Origin of the sequence: Micromonospora sp. A200 (assembly GCF_029893845.1) — a bacterium.
Taxonomy (GTDB): domain Bacteria; phylum Actinomycetota; class Actinomycetes; order Mycobacteriales; family Micromonosporaceae; genus Micromonospora; species Micromonospora purpureochromogenes.
In genome coordinates this window covers 170,782-186,005 of record NZ_JARXXY010000010.1, presented here as the reverse complement: position 1 = coordinate 186,005, position 15,224 = coordinate 170,782, and the positions used below count along the sequence as shown (strand labels likewise).

The following is a 15,224-nucleotide window of genomic DNA, read 5'->3' as shown; positions in this document are numbered from 1 at the left end:
GTCTGGGCGGGCGACCTGTCGGCGGCCGGCGTCAGGTACGCAGGTAGGAGGCGCCGTTGAGGTCGACGATGGTGCCGGAGGCCCACTGCGCCTCGGGGCTGGCCAGCCAGTGCACGGCGGCGGCGATCTCCTCGGGGCGGGCCACCCGGCCGAACGGGCTCTGCGCCCGGATCGCGTCGCCCTGCTCGCCGGTCAGGTGCTCCGTGGTCATGTCGGTCGCCACGAAGCCCGGGGCGACCGTGGCGACCGCGATGCCGTACGGGGCGAGCGCGACGGCGAGGGACTGCCCGAGCGCGTTCAGGCCGGCCTTGCTGGCGCCGTACGCGGGCTGGTCCGGCTCGCCCCGGAACGCGCCCCGCGACGACACGTTCACCACCCGGCCACCGCGCTCCCGCATGTGCTGGGCGGCGCACCAGGTGACGTTGCCCGCCCCGGTCAGGTTGGTCTCCAGCACCCGCCGCCACTGCCGCTGCCACTGCTCGTACGAGGCGCCGAAGACCGGGTGCGGGGCGTCCCGCTCGCCGTACACGCCGGCGTTGTTGACCAGCACGTCGAGCCCCCCGAGCCGGGCGGCGGCGTCGTCCACCATGGCCCGTACCGCCGCCGGGTCGGTGAGGTCCGCGCGGACCACCACGTGACCGTCGCCGGGCAGTTCGGCGCGGAGCGCCTCGGCCAGCTCGGCCGAGTCCCGATGGTGGATCGCCACCCGGTCCCCGGCCGCCGCGAACGCCCTCGCCACCGCGCGGCCGATGCCGCGCGACGCCCCCGTCACCAGTACCGCTCGTGAAGTCACGCGGCACATCATGCCCGAGGCGCGCGGCACGCCTTACCATGCCCCGATGGGATCCGACTGCCTGTTCTGCCGCATCGCCGCCGGGGAGATCCCGGCCACCATCGTCCGGGAAACCGACACCACCCTCGCCTTCCGCGACCTCGATCCGAAGGCGCCGGTGCACGTGCTGGTCATTCCGAAGGAGCACTACGCCGACGTCGCCACGCTGGGGCAGGGCGACCCGAAGCTCGCCGGCGACCTGCTCGCCACGGCGGCCGCGGTGGCGGAGGACGAGGGGCTGCTCGGTGACGGCTTCCGGCTGATGTTCAACACCGGCGCGTACGGCGGCCAGGAGCTCTTCCACGTCCACGCGCACCTGCTCGGCGGCGCGCCGCTCGGCCCGATGCTGGCCCGGAACGTCGCGTGACGGCTGGGCCCGACCGGCTGGCCCGGATGGTGCGCCGGGTGCAGGCGCAGGCCCGGGTGCCCGCTCTGGCGGCGGCCCTGCACCGCGCCGACCGGCCGCTGTGGACCTGCGAGGTCGGCGGCACCGGCACCGACGCCGACCTCGGCCCGGGCACCCGGTTCCGGATCGGCTCGGTGACCAAGACCTTCACCTCGGTGCTGGTGATGCAGTGCCGCGACGACGGCCTGCTCGACCTGGACGACCCGATCGGCCGTCACCTGCCGCTGCCGGCGCACGGCGAGCTGACCGTACGCCGACTGCTGTCGCACACCGCCGGCCTGCAACGCGAGCCGTACGGCGACGTCTGGGACACGCTGCGCGCCCCCGGCGCGGACGAGCTGGTCGCCGAGCTGGCCCGGGCCGAGCGGGTGCTGCCGACCGGTCGCCGCTACCACTACTCCAACCTGGGCATGGCGCTGCTCGGCCGGCTGGTCGGCGAGCTGCGCGGCGACTGCTGGGCCGAGGTGCTCACCGAGCGGGTGCTGACCCCGCTGGGCCTGGCCGCCACCTCGGTCACGCCGGGGCCGGCGGCGGCCACCGGGTTCCTGGTCGACGCCTACTCCGACGAGGCGCACCCGGAGCCGCCGACCGACTTCGGCGCGATCGCCCCGGCCGCCCAGCTCTGGAGCACCGCGACCGACATGGCCCGGTGGGCGGCCTTCCTGGCCGACCCGGTGGCGCTGGACCCGGCCGGTGCGGTGCTCGCCCCGGCCTCGCTGGACGAGATGCGCTGGCCGCTGACCACCACCGACGAGACGCTCTGGGCGGCCGGTTTCGGGCTCGGCCTGATCCTGGTGCCGTACCCGGACCGGGTGGTGCACGTGGGGCACGACGGCGCGATGCCGGGCTTCCTCGCCGCGGTCTACGGCCGGCGCGGCGGCGACGGCACGGCCGGCGCGATGGGCTGCGCGGTGCTCGGTTCCTCCGGCACCGCGGCGGAGGTCTTCGACCTGCCGCACCGGCTGCTCGCCGCGTCCGCCGAGCACGACCCGGCGGACGTCACCCCGTGGCGGCCGGGCGAACCCGCCCCCGGGCCGCTGCGCGGGATGCTGGGCCGCTGGTGGGGCGAGGGCTTCGAGTACGTCTTCAGCTGGCACGACGGCGCGCTGCGGGCCCGGGGCGCCGACGACCCGGCGGGGAAGCCCCCGGCGGTCTTCGCGCCGCTGCCGGACGCGCCGGACGTCTTCCGGACGGTCGCCGGGCGGGAGGTCGGCGAGCTGCTGCGGCTGACCCGGGACGAGCACGGCACGGTGGTCCGGATGCACTGGGCGACCTACCGCTTCACCCGCCGTCAGGAGGCCTTCGACCGGTACGACTTCCGCGCCGGCTGACCCGACCCCGGCCCTGGGCGCGGGTGCGTGGTGTGGGTGCCGCCGGGAGGTATCGCCTACCCTGCGCCCGCCCCCGTGGGCGGGCGGAAATGGACGCGGTGCCGTCGGGGTTGAGCGGATACGATGGGTGTAACGTCCGCACGCCGCGCCAGCAGGGCCGGCGCCCGAGATCGGAAGCAGGTGGCGCAGGGCCCGACGGCCCGATTTATGACCGGCACCCCACCTCCCGGCCCGCCCCGGGTGCAGACCAGGATCACCGTTCCCGATTCCAAGATCATGGTCAACCTGCTCGGCGCGGGCGACGAGATCCTGCGCCTCGTCGAACGCTCGGTCGACAGTGACGTGCACGTGCGCGGCAACGAGATCACCATCACCGGTGCCCCCGCGGACAACGCCCTCGCCGAGCGCCTCTTCAGCGAGCTGCTCGAACTGATCGAGAAAGGCGAGACCCTGACCACTGACGCCGTCCGGCGTACCGTCGGCATGCTCGAGCAGGGCAGCGCGGAGCGGCCCGCCGAGGTCCTCACCCTCAACATCCTCTCCCGGCGCGGGCGCACCATCCGCCCCAAGACGCTCGGGCAGAAGCGCTACGTCGACGCGATCGACTCGCACACCATCGTCTTCGGCATCGGCCCCGCCGGCACCGGAAAGACCTACCTCGCCATGGCGAAGGCCGTCCAGGCGCTCCAGGCGAAGCAGGTCAACCGGATCATCCTGACCCGGCCGGCGGTCGAGGCGGGGGAGCGGCTGGGCTTCCTGCCCGGCACCCTCAACGAGAAGATCGACCCGTACCTGCGGCCGCTCTACGACGCGCTGCACGACATGCTCGACCCGGAGTCCATCCCCAAGCTGATGGCCGCCGGCACGATCGAGGTCGCGCCGCTGGCGTACATGCGGGGCCGGACCCTCAACGACGCGTTCATCATCCTGGACGAGGCGCAGAACACCACGCCCGAGCAGATGAAGATGTTCCTCACCCGACTCGGCTTCAACTCCAAGATCGTGGTGACCGGTGACGTCACCCAGGTGGACCTCCCCGGCGGTACGACCAGCGGGCTGCGGGTGGTCCGGGAGATCCTGGAGAACGTCGAGGACGTGCACTTCGCCCAGCTCTCCAGCTCGGACGTGGTCCGGCACAAGCTGGTCGGCGACATCGTCGACGCGTACGCCCGCTGGGACGCCGAGCGGGAGAACCAGCAGGCGCAGAGCGTGCACGCCGTGCCGGGGCGGACCGCCCAGGGCGGCCGGGCCGGCCGGCGCCGCTAACCCAGAGGAAGACAGTTGTCCATCGAGATCGCGAACGAGTCGGGTGTCGACGTCGACACCGACGCCGTGCTCGCCGTCGCCCGGCACGCCCTCGACGAGATGGGGGTCAACCCCCTCGCCGAGCTCTCCGTGCTGCTGGTCGACATCGAGTACATGACCGAGCTGAACCACCGCTGGATGGGTGGGGACGGGCCGACCGACGTGCTCGCCTTCCCGATGGACGAGGGCAGCGTCGACCACGGTCCGGGGGAGAGCGCCCCGGCCGGCGGTGAGCCGGCCCTGCTCGGCGACATCGTGCTCTGCCCGGAGGTGGCGGCCAAGCAGGCCGCCACCGCCGGCCACACCACCGCCGACGAGCTGCACCTGCTCACCGTGCACGGCGTGCTGCACCTGCTCGGGTACGACCACGCCGAGCCGGAGGAGGAGCGGGAGATGTTCACGCTCCAGGCCCGACTGCTGGCCAGCTGGCGGTCGACCCGGACCCGGTGATGACCACCCAGGCGGCGGCCGCCGCCGGCCTACCCGACCTCCAGCTCATCTTCTTCGCGGCGGGGCTGGTGGTACTCGCCGGTCTGATCGCGATGACCGAGGCGGCGCTCGCCGCCGTCTCCCCGGCCCGGGCCGCCGAGCTGGCCCGGGACGGGGCGCGTGGCGCGCGTACCCTCCAGGCCGTCGCCGGCGACGTGGTCCGCCACCTCAACCTGTTGCTGCTGCTCCGGCTGCTGGCCGAGCTGACCGCCACCACGCTGGTCGCCCTCGTCGCGGTGGACACCTTCGGCGCGGGCTGGCGGGCGGCGCTGATCACCGCCGGCGCGATGACCGTGGTCAGCTTCGTCGTGGTCGGGGTGGCCCCGCGCACCATCGGCCGGCAGCACGCGTACGCGGTCGGCCGGGCGGTGGCGCCACTGGTCCGCTGGCTGGGGCGGGCGCTGAACCCGCTCGCCTCGCTGCTGATCCTGATCGGCAACGCGGTCACCCCGGGGCGCGGCTTCCGGGAGGGGCCGTTCGCCAGCCAGGTGGAGCTGCGCGAGCTGGTCGACCTGGCCGAGCAGCGCGGCGTCGTGGAGCACGGCGAGCGGCAGATGATCCACTCGGTCTTCGCGCTCGGCGACACCATCGCCCGCGAGGTGATGGTGCCCCGCACGGAGATGGTCTGGATAGAGGAGGGCAAGACGCTCTCCCAGGCGCTGGTGCTCTTCCTGCGCTCCGGCTTCTCCCGCATCCCGGTCATCGGCGAGAGCGTCGACGACGTGCTCGGCGTGCTCTACCTCAAGGACCTCATCCGGCGTACCCGCGGCGGCGACCTGCGGGCCCACCAGAGCCCGGTGTCGGAGCTGATGCGCCCGGCGACCTTCGTGCCCGAGTCCAAGCCGGTCGACGACCTGCTCTCGGAGATGCAGGCCGCCCGCAACCACCTGGTCATCGTCGTCGACGAGTACGGCGGCACCGGTGGCCTGGTGACGATCGAGGACATCCTGGAGGAGATCGTCGGCGAGATCACCGACGAGTACGATGTCGAACGCCCGCCGGTGGAACACCTGGAGGACGGGGCGGTGCGGGTCACCGCCCGGCTCCCGGTGGAGAACCTGGGCGAGCTGTTCGACACCGAGCTGCCCACCGACGAGGTGGAGACCGTCGGCGGCCTGCTGGCCCAGTCCCTGGGCCGGGTGCCGATCCCCGGCGCCCGCGCCGAGGTGGCCGGGCTGCGGCTGATCGCCGAGGGCACCACCGGGCGGCGCAACCGGATAGACACCGTGCTGGTCAGCCGGGTCGAACCGAGTGACGCGCCGGACGGTGCGGGGCGCGGCGAGCAGGCCGAGACCCGCAACAACCAGACCAGAACCGAGGAGAGGCAACCCGCCGATGCCTGAGTCACCCGTCGTACCGGCCGCCCGGCCCACCCCGTCCGACCCGGCCGAACTGAGCGCCGAGGACGGCAAGCTGGTCGTCCTGGCGCGGGGCGCCCGGGGCCGGGTCGCGGCCGTCGAGGGCGCGGCGGTGCGGGACCAGGACGGTCGGACGTACGCCGCGGCGAGCGTCTCGCTGCCCTCGCTGACCATCACCGCGCTCCAGCTCGCCGTCGCCTCCGCCGTGGCGGCGGGCGCGAGCCGGCTGGAGGCGGCGGTGGTGGTGACCGAGGCGTCGACGCTGGACGGCGCGGGGCACGCCGCCGTGCGCGACCTCTCCGCCGACGCGCCGATCCACGTCGCGGCGCCGGACGGCACGGTCCTCGGCACGGTGGTCGAGTGACCGGCACCGAGGAGCGTCCGTACCGCGCCGGGTTCGCCTGTTTCGTCGGGCGGCCCAACGCGGGCAAGTCGACGCTGACCAACGCGATCGTCGGTCAGAAGATCGCGATCACCTCCAACAAGCCGCAGACCACCCGGCACATCATCCGGGCCGTGCTGCACCGTCCGGACTCGCAGCTCGTGCTGGTCGACACCCCCGGCCTGCACCGCCCCCGGACGCTGCTCGGCGAACGCCTCAACGACCTGGTCCGCTCGACCTGGAGCGAGGTCGACGTGATCGGCCTCTGCATCCCGGCGGACGAGCCGATCGGCCGGGGCGACCGGTTCATCACTGGTGAGCTGGCCGAGCTGAAGGCCACCGTGCTGGCCGTGGTGACCAAGACCGACCTGGTCGACAAGAAGCGCCTCGCCGAGCAGCTGCTGGCGGTGAGCCAGCTGGGCGAGTTCGCCGAGGTGGTGCCGGTCAGCGCGGTCTCCGGGCACCAGGTGGACACGCTGGTCGACGTGATGACCAAGTACCTGCCGCCGTCGCCGCAGCTCTACCCGGACGACATGCTCACCGACGACCCCGAGCAGGTGATGGTCGCCGAGCTGATCCGGGAGGCGGCGCTGGAGGGGGTCCGGGACGAACTGCCGCACTCGATCGCCGTCGTCGTCGAGGAGATGATCCCCGAGGGCCAGGTCATGAAGATCTTCGCCGACGTCTACGTCGAGCGGCCCAGCCAGAAGGCGATCGTGATCGGTCACCGGGCCAGCCGGCTGAAGGCGGTCGGCACGGCGGCCCGCAAGCAGATCGAGGAGCTGCTGGGCAGCCGGGTCTACCTGGACCTGCACGTACGGGTGGCCAAGGACTGGCAGCGGGACCCGAAGCAGCTGCGCAAGCTCGGTTTCTGACCGCACCGCGGGCGGTGACCGGCGATGTCCGGTCGGTCACCGGTCCGGCGGCGGTATGGGAAGGTTCACGTCCGCCCGGGGGTGACGGCCGTTTGGCGGGGTGAGGTCGGAGGGTAGGGAGCGTTTCTGCTCCGCCGCCCCCGACATAGATGCAGGCTGATGCGCAACCGATACCTGGACCTGCTCCGCTTCCTGGCCATCATCCGGGTCGTGGTCTACCACGTCACCGGCTGGGCGTCGCTGACCCTCGTCTTCCCGGCGATGGCGGTGATGTTCGCCCTGGCCGGGTCGCTGATGGCCGCCTCGCTGGACCGCTCCGGCCCGGCCGCGCTGCTGCGCCGGTTGCGTCGCCTGCTGCCCTCGCTCTGGGTGGTCGCGGTCGTCCTCGTGCCCGCCATGCTGATGACCGGCCTGCCGCTGGGCCCGAAGGTGCTGCTCTGGCTCTTCCCGGTCGCCGACCCGCCGGCCAACCACTGGGGCGCGCTGGCGTTGAGCCCCATCTGGTACCTGCGCGACTACCTCTGGTTCCTGCTCGCCTCACCGGTCGCCCGGTGGCTGTTCCGCCGGGCGCCGGTCGCCACCCTGGCCCTGCCGTACGCGCTGCTGCTGGCGATCGAGCTGGGCCTGCTGCCCGCCGCGCCGGTCCCGCTGCGCGAGTTCGGCGTCTACTTCGGCGCCTGGCTGCTGGGCTTCGCCCACCACGACGGCCTGCTGCGCCGACTCACCAACCGGGTGCTGCTGCCGACCGCGCTGGCCCTGGCGGGCGCCGGGGCCGCCTGGATCGTCACCCATCCCGGGCCGCGCGGCTTCGACCTCAACGACATCGACCTGGGCAACGCGCTCTGGTCCGCGGCGTTCATCCTGCTCCTGCTGGGCCGGGCCCCGGCCATGGCGGACTGGATCGAGCGCAGCCGGCTGTTCAGCCGGGCGGTCACCGTGCTCAACCGCCGGGCGCTGACCGTCTACCTCTGGCACATGCCGTTCGTGGTGCTGCTCACCCCGCTGGTCGACGTGGTCGGCTGGTCGCACGAGGACCCGTTCGGCCTGGCCATCCGGGTGGTGCTGGTCTTCGCCCTGGTCGGGGTGGTGACCCTGCTGGTCGGCTGGGTGGAGGACGTGGCCGCCCGGCGCCGGCCCGAGCTGGTGCCGGGCGGGCGGCGGCGTGCACCCCGACCGGCCCGCGCTGTCTGGGCGATGGCCGGCGCCCTTGCGCCGCGAGCGGTCGGCCCCTGTCCCGGTGCCGGCGACGATCGCCAGGAACCCGCCGGGCCGGTGTGCCCGGCACCGGTGGCCGCCCGCCGAGGTGTACCCGTGCCGCTGGGCTCGACGCCGGTGGCCGCCGACCGGGGCGCATCCGCCGTGCCGGTGAGTCCCGCGCCGGCGGGTCCCCGGACGCCGGCCCGGCCGGTCCGGACGCTCGGCGTGCCGGCCGGCCCGGCGGGTACGGCCGGCCGGCCGGCCACCGGGTCCGGCGAAAAGCGGCGCGAGCGGTCGACGGTCGGCGCCGCCGGCCGGGCCGCGGTCCCCGCCCCTCGGGTGGCCGAGCTGGCCACCGTCGAGATCAACGCTGGCTGACCCGCACGTTCCCGCTGCCGGTGCTCAGGTCGAGCACCAGCGACGCCCCCGGATCGTTCGGCACCCCCAGATCGCTGTCGCCCGACCCGGTGCTGGACCGCACCCGGTACCGGCCGGCGGGCACCAGGACCTCGACGTCGCCGCTGGAGGCGTGGGCCCGCGCCGAGGCGGGCTCGTCCAGCTCGATCGTCACGTTGCCGGACTCGGCCTCGGCGTTCACCTGGCCCCGCAGCCGCAGCCCGGTGATGTCGCCCGACGAGGCGCGCAGCTCGACCGGGGCGGCCACGTCCTCCACCTCGATGTTCCCGGAGCCGGTCGTGGCGCGTACCGGGCCGGTGGCGCCGGCCACCCGGATGTTGCCCGAGCCGAGGGCCAGCTCCACCACACCGACCCGGGTCAGCTCGACGTCGCCGGAGCCGGTCTCGCCCCGCACCCGGACCCCCTCCGGGGCGGTCACCTCGTACGACACCGAGCAGCGGGGGCCGCACTCCGCGTCCAGCACCAGCTCGTCGCCCCGCACCTCGTACGTGGTGCGCGGCTGGTCGCCCTGGTAGCGCAGCACCCGCTTGATGCGTACCTCGGTGGCCGGCCCGGTGGCTCGGACCACCACGTCGCCCGCGCCCGGCCGTACGGTGATCGTGCTGATCCGGACCGCCTCGGTGTGGTCGAAGTCCAGCCGCCGGAAGGAGAGCGTGTCGCACCCGGCGGCGAGGATGACGGTGGCGGCCGCGCCGAGGGCGACGGCGGTGCGGGGAAGAGCCATGGTCAGCAACCTACGGCCGGCCCCGCCCGCCGCACATCGGGGACGGGACGCCGGTCCACCCCGAACCGACCCTGATTTCCCACCCCGAGGGAGAATGGCCCGATGCCCGGGTACCGCCGCCAGCTCTACCGCGACGACGCGGTGGTCCTGCGTGTGCAGAAGCTGGGCGAGTCCGACCGGATCATCACCCTGCTGACCCGCCGGCACGGCCGGCTGCGCGCCGTGGCCCGGGGCATCCGGCGTACCACCAGCAAGTTCGGCGCCCGGCTGGAGCCGTTCGGCCACGTCGACGTGCAGCTCGCCGGCGACCCGAAGGGCAACCTGGGCAGCTCGCTGCACACGGTCAGCCAGGTCGAGGGGATCGACCTCTACGGCAAGCGGTTCCTCAGCGACTATCCCCGCTACACCGCGGCCAGCGCGATCGCCGAGACTGCGGAGCGGCTCACCCCGGTCGAGCGGGAACCCTCGCTGCGGCTGTTCCAGCTCACCCTCGGCGCGCTGCGGGCGCTGGCCGACGGGAGCCACGCCACCACGCTGGTCCTCGACGCGTACCTGCTGCGCGGGATGGCGCTGGCGGGCTGGGCGCCGGCGCTGATCGCCTGCGCGGTCTGCGGCACGCCGGGGCGGCACCGGGCCTTCTCCGTACCGGCCGGCGGCGCGGTCTGCCCGGACTGCCGGCCGCCCGGCGCGGCCCACCCTGCCCCGGCCACCATCGACCTGATGTCCGCGCTGACCAGTGGCGACTGGCGGGTCGCCGACGCCACCGAGACCGGCGTACGCCGGGAGTGCAGCGGCCTGGTCGCGGCGCACCTGCAGTGGCACCTGGAGCGCGCGCTACGCTCGCTGCCGCTGGTCGACCGGGGTGCCCCGGCGGCCGGCGCGGTCCCGTCACCCGGCGGTGGCGGGGCCGGTCCGGTCCCGCCGCCGCCCGGCGTCGGGGCCGGCGTGGACGGCGTGGACAGGGAGATGACCGAGTGATCCGATCGTTGAGGGCCGGCCGGCGCGCGCCGGTGCCGCCGACACCGCACCCGTCGGGCGCCCGGCCGCCGGCGCTGCCCGCCGAGGCGGTGCCGAAGCACGTCGCGGTGGTGATGGACGGCAACGGCCGATGGGCCAAGGAGCGCGGCCTGCCTCGCACCAAGGGTCACGAGGCGGGGGAGTTCAGCCTCTTCGACACCATCGAGGGCGCGATCGAGCTGGGCATTCCCTACCTGTCGGCGTACGCGTTCTCCACCGAGAACTGGCGGCGCTCGCCGGACGAGGTCCGGTTCCTGATGGGCTTCAACCGGGACGTCATCCGCCGCCGCCGTGACCAGCTCGTCGACCTCGGCGTGCGGGTGGTCTGGTCGGGTCGGGCGGGGCGGTTGTGGAAGAGCGTCATCTCCGAGTTGCAGACCGCCGAGGAGATGTCCCGGGGCAACTCGACGCTGACCCTGCAGTTCTGCGTGAACTACGGCGGCCAGGCGGAGATCGCCGACGCCGCCGCCGCGATCGCCCGCGACGTGGCCGCCGGTCGGCTCGACCCGGCGAAGGTCAACGAGAAGACGGTGGCGAAGTACCTCTACCACCCGGAGATCCCGGAGGTGGACCTGTTCCTGCGTCCCTCCGGTGAGGAGCGGATCTCCAACTTCCTGCTCTGGCAGACGGCGTACGCGGAGCTGGTGTTCCTCGACACCCTCTGGCCGGACTTCGACCGCCGGCACCTCTGGTACGCCTGCGAGCTGTACGCGCAGCGGGACCGCCGGTTCGGGGGCGCGCTGCCCAACCCGGTCGCCCCGCAGGTGTAGACGTCGAGACGGTCGCGCTTATCCGAGCGTCGGGTGGGGTACCTCTTGAGGTAGCAGCCAAGACGCGGAGGTGAACCCACATGATTCAGAAGCGGATTGCCCAGTGGGCGGTCATGGCGGTCGCCGTGCCGCTGGCCGCGGCCGGTGCGCGCCGGCTCAGCCACACGCTGGAGGCCCGCCGGGGCCCGACCGGCGTGAGTCGACTGCTCAGCAAGGGCGCGGACATGCTGCGTCCGCAGAAGGCCAAGCGTCGCCGGTTCTGGTGACCGACCTGCCTTCGTTCACGACTGCGGGACTCCGCTGCGCTGCGTTCCTCGCGCTCACCAGCGACCCGCGCCACGCTGTCGGCGCCGCTCCCTCGGGGGCGGCGCTGACGCGTTCCGGCCGGTCGGCGCGGCCCGCGCGCGTACGATCGGCGCAGGGCGCGCCGCCCGGGCGCGTCCGCCACGGGGGTGGGGATGCCGGATCTCCGGTACAAGATGATCATGGCGCTGAACGCCGCCGACCTGGGCAGCCCGATCTGCGAACAGGTCGCCGGAATCTGCGCCGAGATCGCCGAGCAGCACTGCGCCGAGTTGGGGCACGCCCCGAGTGTGCGCTCCGGCGAGATCGCCGAACTGGCCACCGGTGAACCGGCGCTGACCTGGGCGCCGAACGAGACCGGGCAGCGGGCCTGGTGACCGCGCTGGCACCGAGCCCGGCGGTGGACGTGCGCCGGGCCGAGGACCGGTTCAAGACCCGACTGTCCTGGCTCGACTCGAAGCACTCCTTCTCGTTCTCCCGGCACTACGACCCGGCCAACACCCACCACGGCCTGCTGCTGGTCAACAACGACGACATCGTCCACCCGGGCACCGGATTCGAGACCCACCCGCACGAGGACATGGAGATCGTCACCTGGGTGCTGCGCGGATCGCTGGTGCACCAGGACTCCACCGGCCACAGCGGGATCATCTATCCCGGGCTGGCCCAGCGGATGAGCGCCGGCACCGGCATCCTGCACTCGGAGAAGAACGACTCCTGGCGGCTGGACGGCCGGGAGCCGCACGGCGACCCGGTCCACTTCGTGCAGATGTGGGTGGTGCCCGACACCGGCGGCGTCGAACCCGGCTACGAGCAGCTGGAGATCGGTGACGAGCTGCTGCGCGGCGGCCTCGTGCCGGTCGCCTCCGGCATGGACCGGTACGACGGCGCCTCGGCCATCCGGATCCGCAACCGGTACGCCACCCTGCACGCCGCCCGGCTCGCCGCCGGCGACGAGGTGACCCTGCCCGACGCGCCCTACCTGCACCTTTACGTGCCCAGCGGCGCGGTGACGCTGGAGGGCGCCGGCCGACTCGGCGAGGGCGACGCAGCCCGGATCACGATGACCGGCGGCCACCGGGTCAGCGCCACCGAGCCCGCCGAGATCCTGGTCTGGGAGATGCACGCCACCCTCGCCTGAGCCGGCCTCACCGCCCGCCCACCCCCTCCTCCGTCTCCCCGCCCCCATCTCCCGTCGCCCGTCTCCCAGTCGATCTTGCAGTTTGTGCCCTCGGTCCGCGGCTTTCGCGCGGGTTTGTCGGGGCGGAAACTGCAAGATCGCGCGGGGGAGAGGGCGAGCGCGGGGGAGAGGGCGAGCGCGGGGGTGGGGCGGGGGCAGGGGGTGGGGGCTAGGCGGGGGTTTCGGAGCGGTCGCCGGCCCAGACGGTGTGGAACGAGCCGTCCCGGTCGACCCGGTGGTAGGTGTGCGCGCCGAAGTTGTCCCGCAGGCCCTGGATCAGCGCCGCCGGCAGCCGCTCCGCGCGCAGCGCGTCGAAGTAGGCCAGCGACGAGGAGAACGCCGGGGTGGGCACGCCGGCCCGGGCCGCGTCGGCGACCACCCGCCGCCAGCTCGGCACCCCAGCGCCGACCGCCTCGGCGAAGTACGGCGCCACCAGCAGCGTCGGCAGGTCCGGCTGGGCGTCGTACGCCTCGCGGATGCGGTCGAGGAAGCGGGCCCGGATGATACAGCCGCCCCGCCAGATGGTGGCGGTGCCGCCGAGGTCGATGTCCCAGTCGTACTCGCGGCTGCCGGCGCGGATGTGGTCGAAGCCCTGCGCGTACGCGACGATCTTGCTGGCCAGCAGCGCGCGCCGGACGTCCTCGACGAAGGTCTCCCGCTCCTCGACCTGCCACTTCTCGCCGGCGTCGGGGAAGGCCCGGCGGGCGGCGGCGCGCTGGTCGGCGTGGCCGGAGAGCGACCGGGCGAAGGTCGCCTCGGCGATGCCGGTGATCGGGATGCCCAGGTCGAGCGCGCTCTGCACGGTCCACCGGCCGGTGCCCTTCTGCTCGGCCTGGTCGAGCACCACGTCGACGAAGGCCCGGCCGGTCGCCGCGTCGGTGTGTGCCAGCACGTCGGCGGTGATCTCGATCAGGAAGGACTCCAGCTCGCCGGTGTTCCAGTCCCGGAAGATGCCGGCGATCTCCGCCGGGCTCGCCGACAGCCCCGCCCGCAGCAGGTCGTACGCCTCGGCGATGAGCTGCATGTCGGCGTACTCGATGCCGTTGTGCACCATCTTCACGAAGTGGCCGGCGCCGTCCGGGCCGATGTGCCGGCAGCACGGGACGCCGTCCACCTGCGCGGCGATCTTCTCGAAGATCGGCCCGAGCTTGGCGTACGACTCGGCCGAGCCGCCGGGCATGATGCTCGGGCCGTGCAGCGCGCCCTCCTCCCCGCCGGAGACGCCGGTGCCGACGAAGTGCAGCCCGTGCCCGCGCAGCGTCTCCTCCCGGCGGCGGGTGTCCGCGAAGTGCGCGTTGCCGCAGTCGACGACGATGTCGCCCTCCTCCAGCAGCGGGACCAGCTCGTCGATCACCGCGTCGGTGGGGCCGCCGGCCTTCACCATGACGATCACCGCGCGGGGTCGCTCCAGAGTGGCGACGAAGTCCGCGAGGGACTCGGACCCGACGAAGGTGCCCTCGCCGCCGTGCTCCGCGAGGAGGCTGCGGGTGCGCTCGGGGGAGCGGTTGTGCACGGCCACGGTGAAGCCGTTGCGGGCCAGGTTCCGGGCCAGGTTGCGGCCCATCACCGCCAGCCCCGTGACCCCGATCTGCGCCGTCGCCTGCTGAGCCATCCGTCCGCCACCTCTCGTCGGCCTGCCGTCCTGCGACCGTATCGCGGCCACCGGCCGCCAGGGTCCGGACATCGACGCTCGGTGAGTGGCACGGTGCGGGCCGTCGCGGGCGCCGGGCTGCGGGACCAGCCGGGCCGGCCAGCGGCGGCGCCGGGCGGGGTCAGCCCTCGGCCAGGCGGGCCTCGACGTGGGCCACCTTGCCGGTGAGCGCGTCGGTGACGCCGGGTCGCACGTCGGCCTTGAGCACCACGCTGACCCGGGGTGCCTGTTCGGCCACCACGTCGACCGCCCGCTTGACCACCGCCATCACCTCGTCCCACTCACCCTCGACGGTGGTGAACATGGCGTCGGTGCGGTTGGGCAGGCCGGAGGCACGGACCACCCGGACCGCCTCGGCGACCAGGTCACCGACGGACTCGCCGACGCCCAGCGGGGTAATCGAGAACGCGATCAGCATGCCGCCGATGGTGCCAGTAAATCGGCTGCGGCGGCCGCCGTCGGTGGGTTAGCCTCTCGGCATGCGTATCTGACGCCCCACCTTCAGCCAGTCGGGCCCGCCGCGTCGTCGGGGGTCCGGCCGCGCCGGGCGTCCGCATTCCCCACCTTTCCCGTACGGGTGGTGTCTCCGTGGTCGGGCCGCCCGGGCCGTTCCCTGCCCGCCGATCGCCCGCCTCGCGGCGCGGTCCCCGCATCCGAAGGAGGCAGCGTATGCCCGCCAAGCGCAGTCCGAAGAAGTCCCGCCCGTCGGCGCCGGCCAAGGTGGCGGTGAGCCCGCCGGATCTCGACGCGCTCACCGTGGCGCCCGCCGCCCCGGTCACCCTGCCGGAGGAGACGGGCTCCGCGCCCGCCGCCCGGCCCGCCCCGGCGACGCCGCCGTGGACCGGCCCGCCGGTGCGCGGCGGCTCCACCGCCGCCCGTGGCCAGACCCGCCGGTACGCCTTCCGCCGCAGCTGATCCGCGCTGCTGGTACGGAGGCCGGTCGGTCGCGTACCTGATCCGGCGCTCCCGGTGCGGCGACCCTTCGGC

17 protein-coding genes and 1 pseudogene are annotated in these 15,224 nt (G+C 73.9%); 14 read left to right on the top strand and 4 right to left on the bottom strand.

Going from position 1 to position 15,224, the window contains the following annotated elements; all coding sequences use genetic code 11:
* Positions 1 to 31: 31 nt before the first annotated feature.
* Positions 32 to 793, bottom strand: a complete 762-nt coding sequence (locus M2302_RS12665) for an SDR family oxidoreductase (protein ID WP_210778216.1) — start codon at positions 791 to 793, stop codon at positions 32 to 34.
* Positions 794 to 839: 46 nt separating this feature from the next.
* Here M2302_RS12665 and M2302_RS12660 point away from each other — a divergent pair, with 46 nt between their 5' ends.
* The 8 genes and pseudogenes from M2302_RS12660 to M2302_RS12625 form a co-directional block, all read left to right on the top strand.
* Positions 840 to 1,199 carry a histidine triad nucleotide-binding protein gene (locus M2302_RS12660; RefSeq protein WP_280838099.1) on the top strand — a complete coding sequence of 120 codons (360 nt, stop codon included), beginning with the start codon at positions 840 to 842 and terminating at the stop codon, positions 1,197 to 1,199.
* Positions 1,196 to 2,569: a serine hydrolase domain-containing protein gene (locus M2302_RS12655; RefSeq protein WP_280838098.1), complete on the top strand. Its 1,374-nt coding sequence runs from the start codon at positions 1,196 to 1,198 to the stop codon at positions 2,567 to 2,569. The genes M2302_RS12660 and M2302_RS12655 overlap by 4 nt, the downstream gene beginning before the upstream one ends.
* 207 nt (positions 2,570 to 2,776) lie before the next feature.
* Entirely contained in the window at positions 2,777 to 3,835 is a 1,059-nt protein-coding gene (locus M2302_RS12650) for a PhoH family protein (RefSeq protein ID WP_280838097.1), read from the top strand.
* A 15-nt stretch (positions 3,836 to 3,850) separates the two neighbouring features.
* Positions 3,851 to 4,324, top strand: a complete 474-nt coding sequence (gene ybeY, locus M2302_RS12645) for an rRNA maturation RNase YbeY (protein ID WP_154942500.1) — start codon at positions 3,851 to 3,853, stop codon at positions 4,322 to 4,324.
* On the top strand, positions 4,300 to 5,706 hold the full coding sequence (locus M2302_RS12640) for a hemolysin family protein (RefSeq protein ID WP_280838124.1): 1,407 nt from the start codon (positions 4,300 to 4,302) through the stop codon (positions 5,704 to 5,706). The genes ybeY and M2302_RS12640 overlap by 25 nt, the downstream gene beginning before the upstream one ends.
* Positions 5,699 to 6,085, top strand: coding sequence for a cytidine deaminase (locus M2302_RS12635; RefSeq protein ID WP_210778221.1), 387 nt, complete (start codon positions 5,699 to 5,701; stop codon positions 6,083 to 6,085). The genes M2302_RS12640 and M2302_RS12635 overlap by 8 nt, the downstream gene beginning before the upstream one ends.
* Complete coding sequence (gene era / locus M2302_RS12630) at positions 6,082 to 6,978, top strand: GTPase Era (protein WP_210778222.1); 897 nt, start codon at positions 6,082 to 6,084, stop codon at positions 6,976 to 6,978. The genes M2302_RS12635 and era overlap by 4 nt, the downstream gene beginning before the upstream one ends.
* Positions 6,979 to 7,137: 159 nt before the next feature.
* Positions 7,138 to 8,145, top strand: a pseudogene (locus M2302_RS12625) (acyltransferase); the annotation flags it as partial.
* A 394-nt stretch (positions 8,146 to 8,539) separates the two neighbouring features.
* Here M2302_RS12625 and M2302_RS12620 read toward each other — a convergent pair.
* Complete coding sequence (locus M2302_RS12620) at positions 8,540 to 9,316, bottom strand: DUF4097 family beta strand repeat-containing protein (RefSeq protein ID WP_280838095.1); 777 nt, start codon at positions 9,314 to 9,316, stop codon at positions 8,540 to 8,542.
* A 102-nt stretch (positions 9,317 to 9,418) separates the two neighbouring features.
* Between M2302_RS12620 and recO the strand changes: the two genes are divergently transcribed.
* The 5 genes from recO (at position 9,419) to M2302_RS12595 (ending at position 12,547) form a co-directional block, all read left to right on the top strand.
* A complete protein-coding gene (gene recO / locus M2302_RS12615; RefSeq protein WP_280838094.1) occupies positions 9,419 to 10,294 on the top strand; it encodes a DNA repair protein RecO in 876 nt (291 codons plus the stop codon).
* Between the two features lie 32 nt (positions 10,295 to 10,326).
* A complete protein-coding gene (locus tag M2302_RS12610) occupies positions 10,327 to 11,103 on the top strand; it encodes an isoprenyl transferase (protein ID WP_210778233.1) in 777 nt (258 codons plus the stop codon).
* A gap of 80 nt (positions 11,104 to 11,183) precedes the next feature.
* Positions 11,184 to 11,369, top strand: a complete 186-nt coding sequence (locus M2302_RS12605) for a hypothetical protein (RefSeq protein WP_088960799.1) — start codon at positions 11,184 to 11,186, stop codon at positions 11,367 to 11,369.
* Positions 11,370 to 11,561: 192 nt separating this feature from the next.
* On the top strand, positions 11,562 to 11,783 hold the full coding sequence (locus M2302_RS12600) for a thioredoxin reductase (protein ID WP_088960800.1): 222 nt from the start codon (positions 11,562 to 11,564) through the stop codon (positions 11,781 to 11,783).
* Positions 11,780 to 12,547 (top strand): pirin-like bicupin family protein, encoded by a 768-nt coding sequence (locus M2302_RS12595; RefSeq protein WP_280838093.1) that lies wholly within the window; start codon positions 11,780 to 11,782, stop codon positions 12,545 to 12,547. Before M2302_RS12600 ends, M2302_RS12595 begins: the two co-directional genes overlap by 4 nt.
* A 208-nt stretch (positions 12,548 to 12,755) precedes the next feature.
* On the opposite strand, the gene gndA is transcribed toward M2302_RS12595, so the two are convergent.
* Complete coding sequence (gene gndA, locus M2302_RS12590) at positions 12,756 to 14,198, bottom strand: NADP-dependent phosphogluconate dehydrogenase (protein ID WP_280838092.1); 1,443 nt, start codon at positions 14,196 to 14,198, stop codon at positions 12,756 to 12,758.
* A 160-nt stretch (positions 14,199 to 14,358) separates the two neighbouring features.
* Positions 14,359 to 14,655 (bottom strand): MTH1187 family thiamine-binding protein, encoded by a 297-nt coding sequence (locus M2302_RS12585; RefSeq protein ID WP_210778226.1) that lies wholly within the window; start codon positions 14,653 to 14,655, stop codon positions 14,359 to 14,361.
* Positions 14,656 to 14,906: 251 nt separating this feature from the next.
* Here M2302_RS12585 and M2302_RS12580 point away from each other — a divergent pair, with 251 nt between their 5' ends.
* Entirely contained in the window at positions 14,907 to 15,152 is a 246-nt protein-coding gene (locus M2302_RS12580; protein ID WP_280838091.1) for a hypothetical protein, read from the top strand.
* Positions 15,153 to 15,224 lie beyond the last annotated feature (72 nt).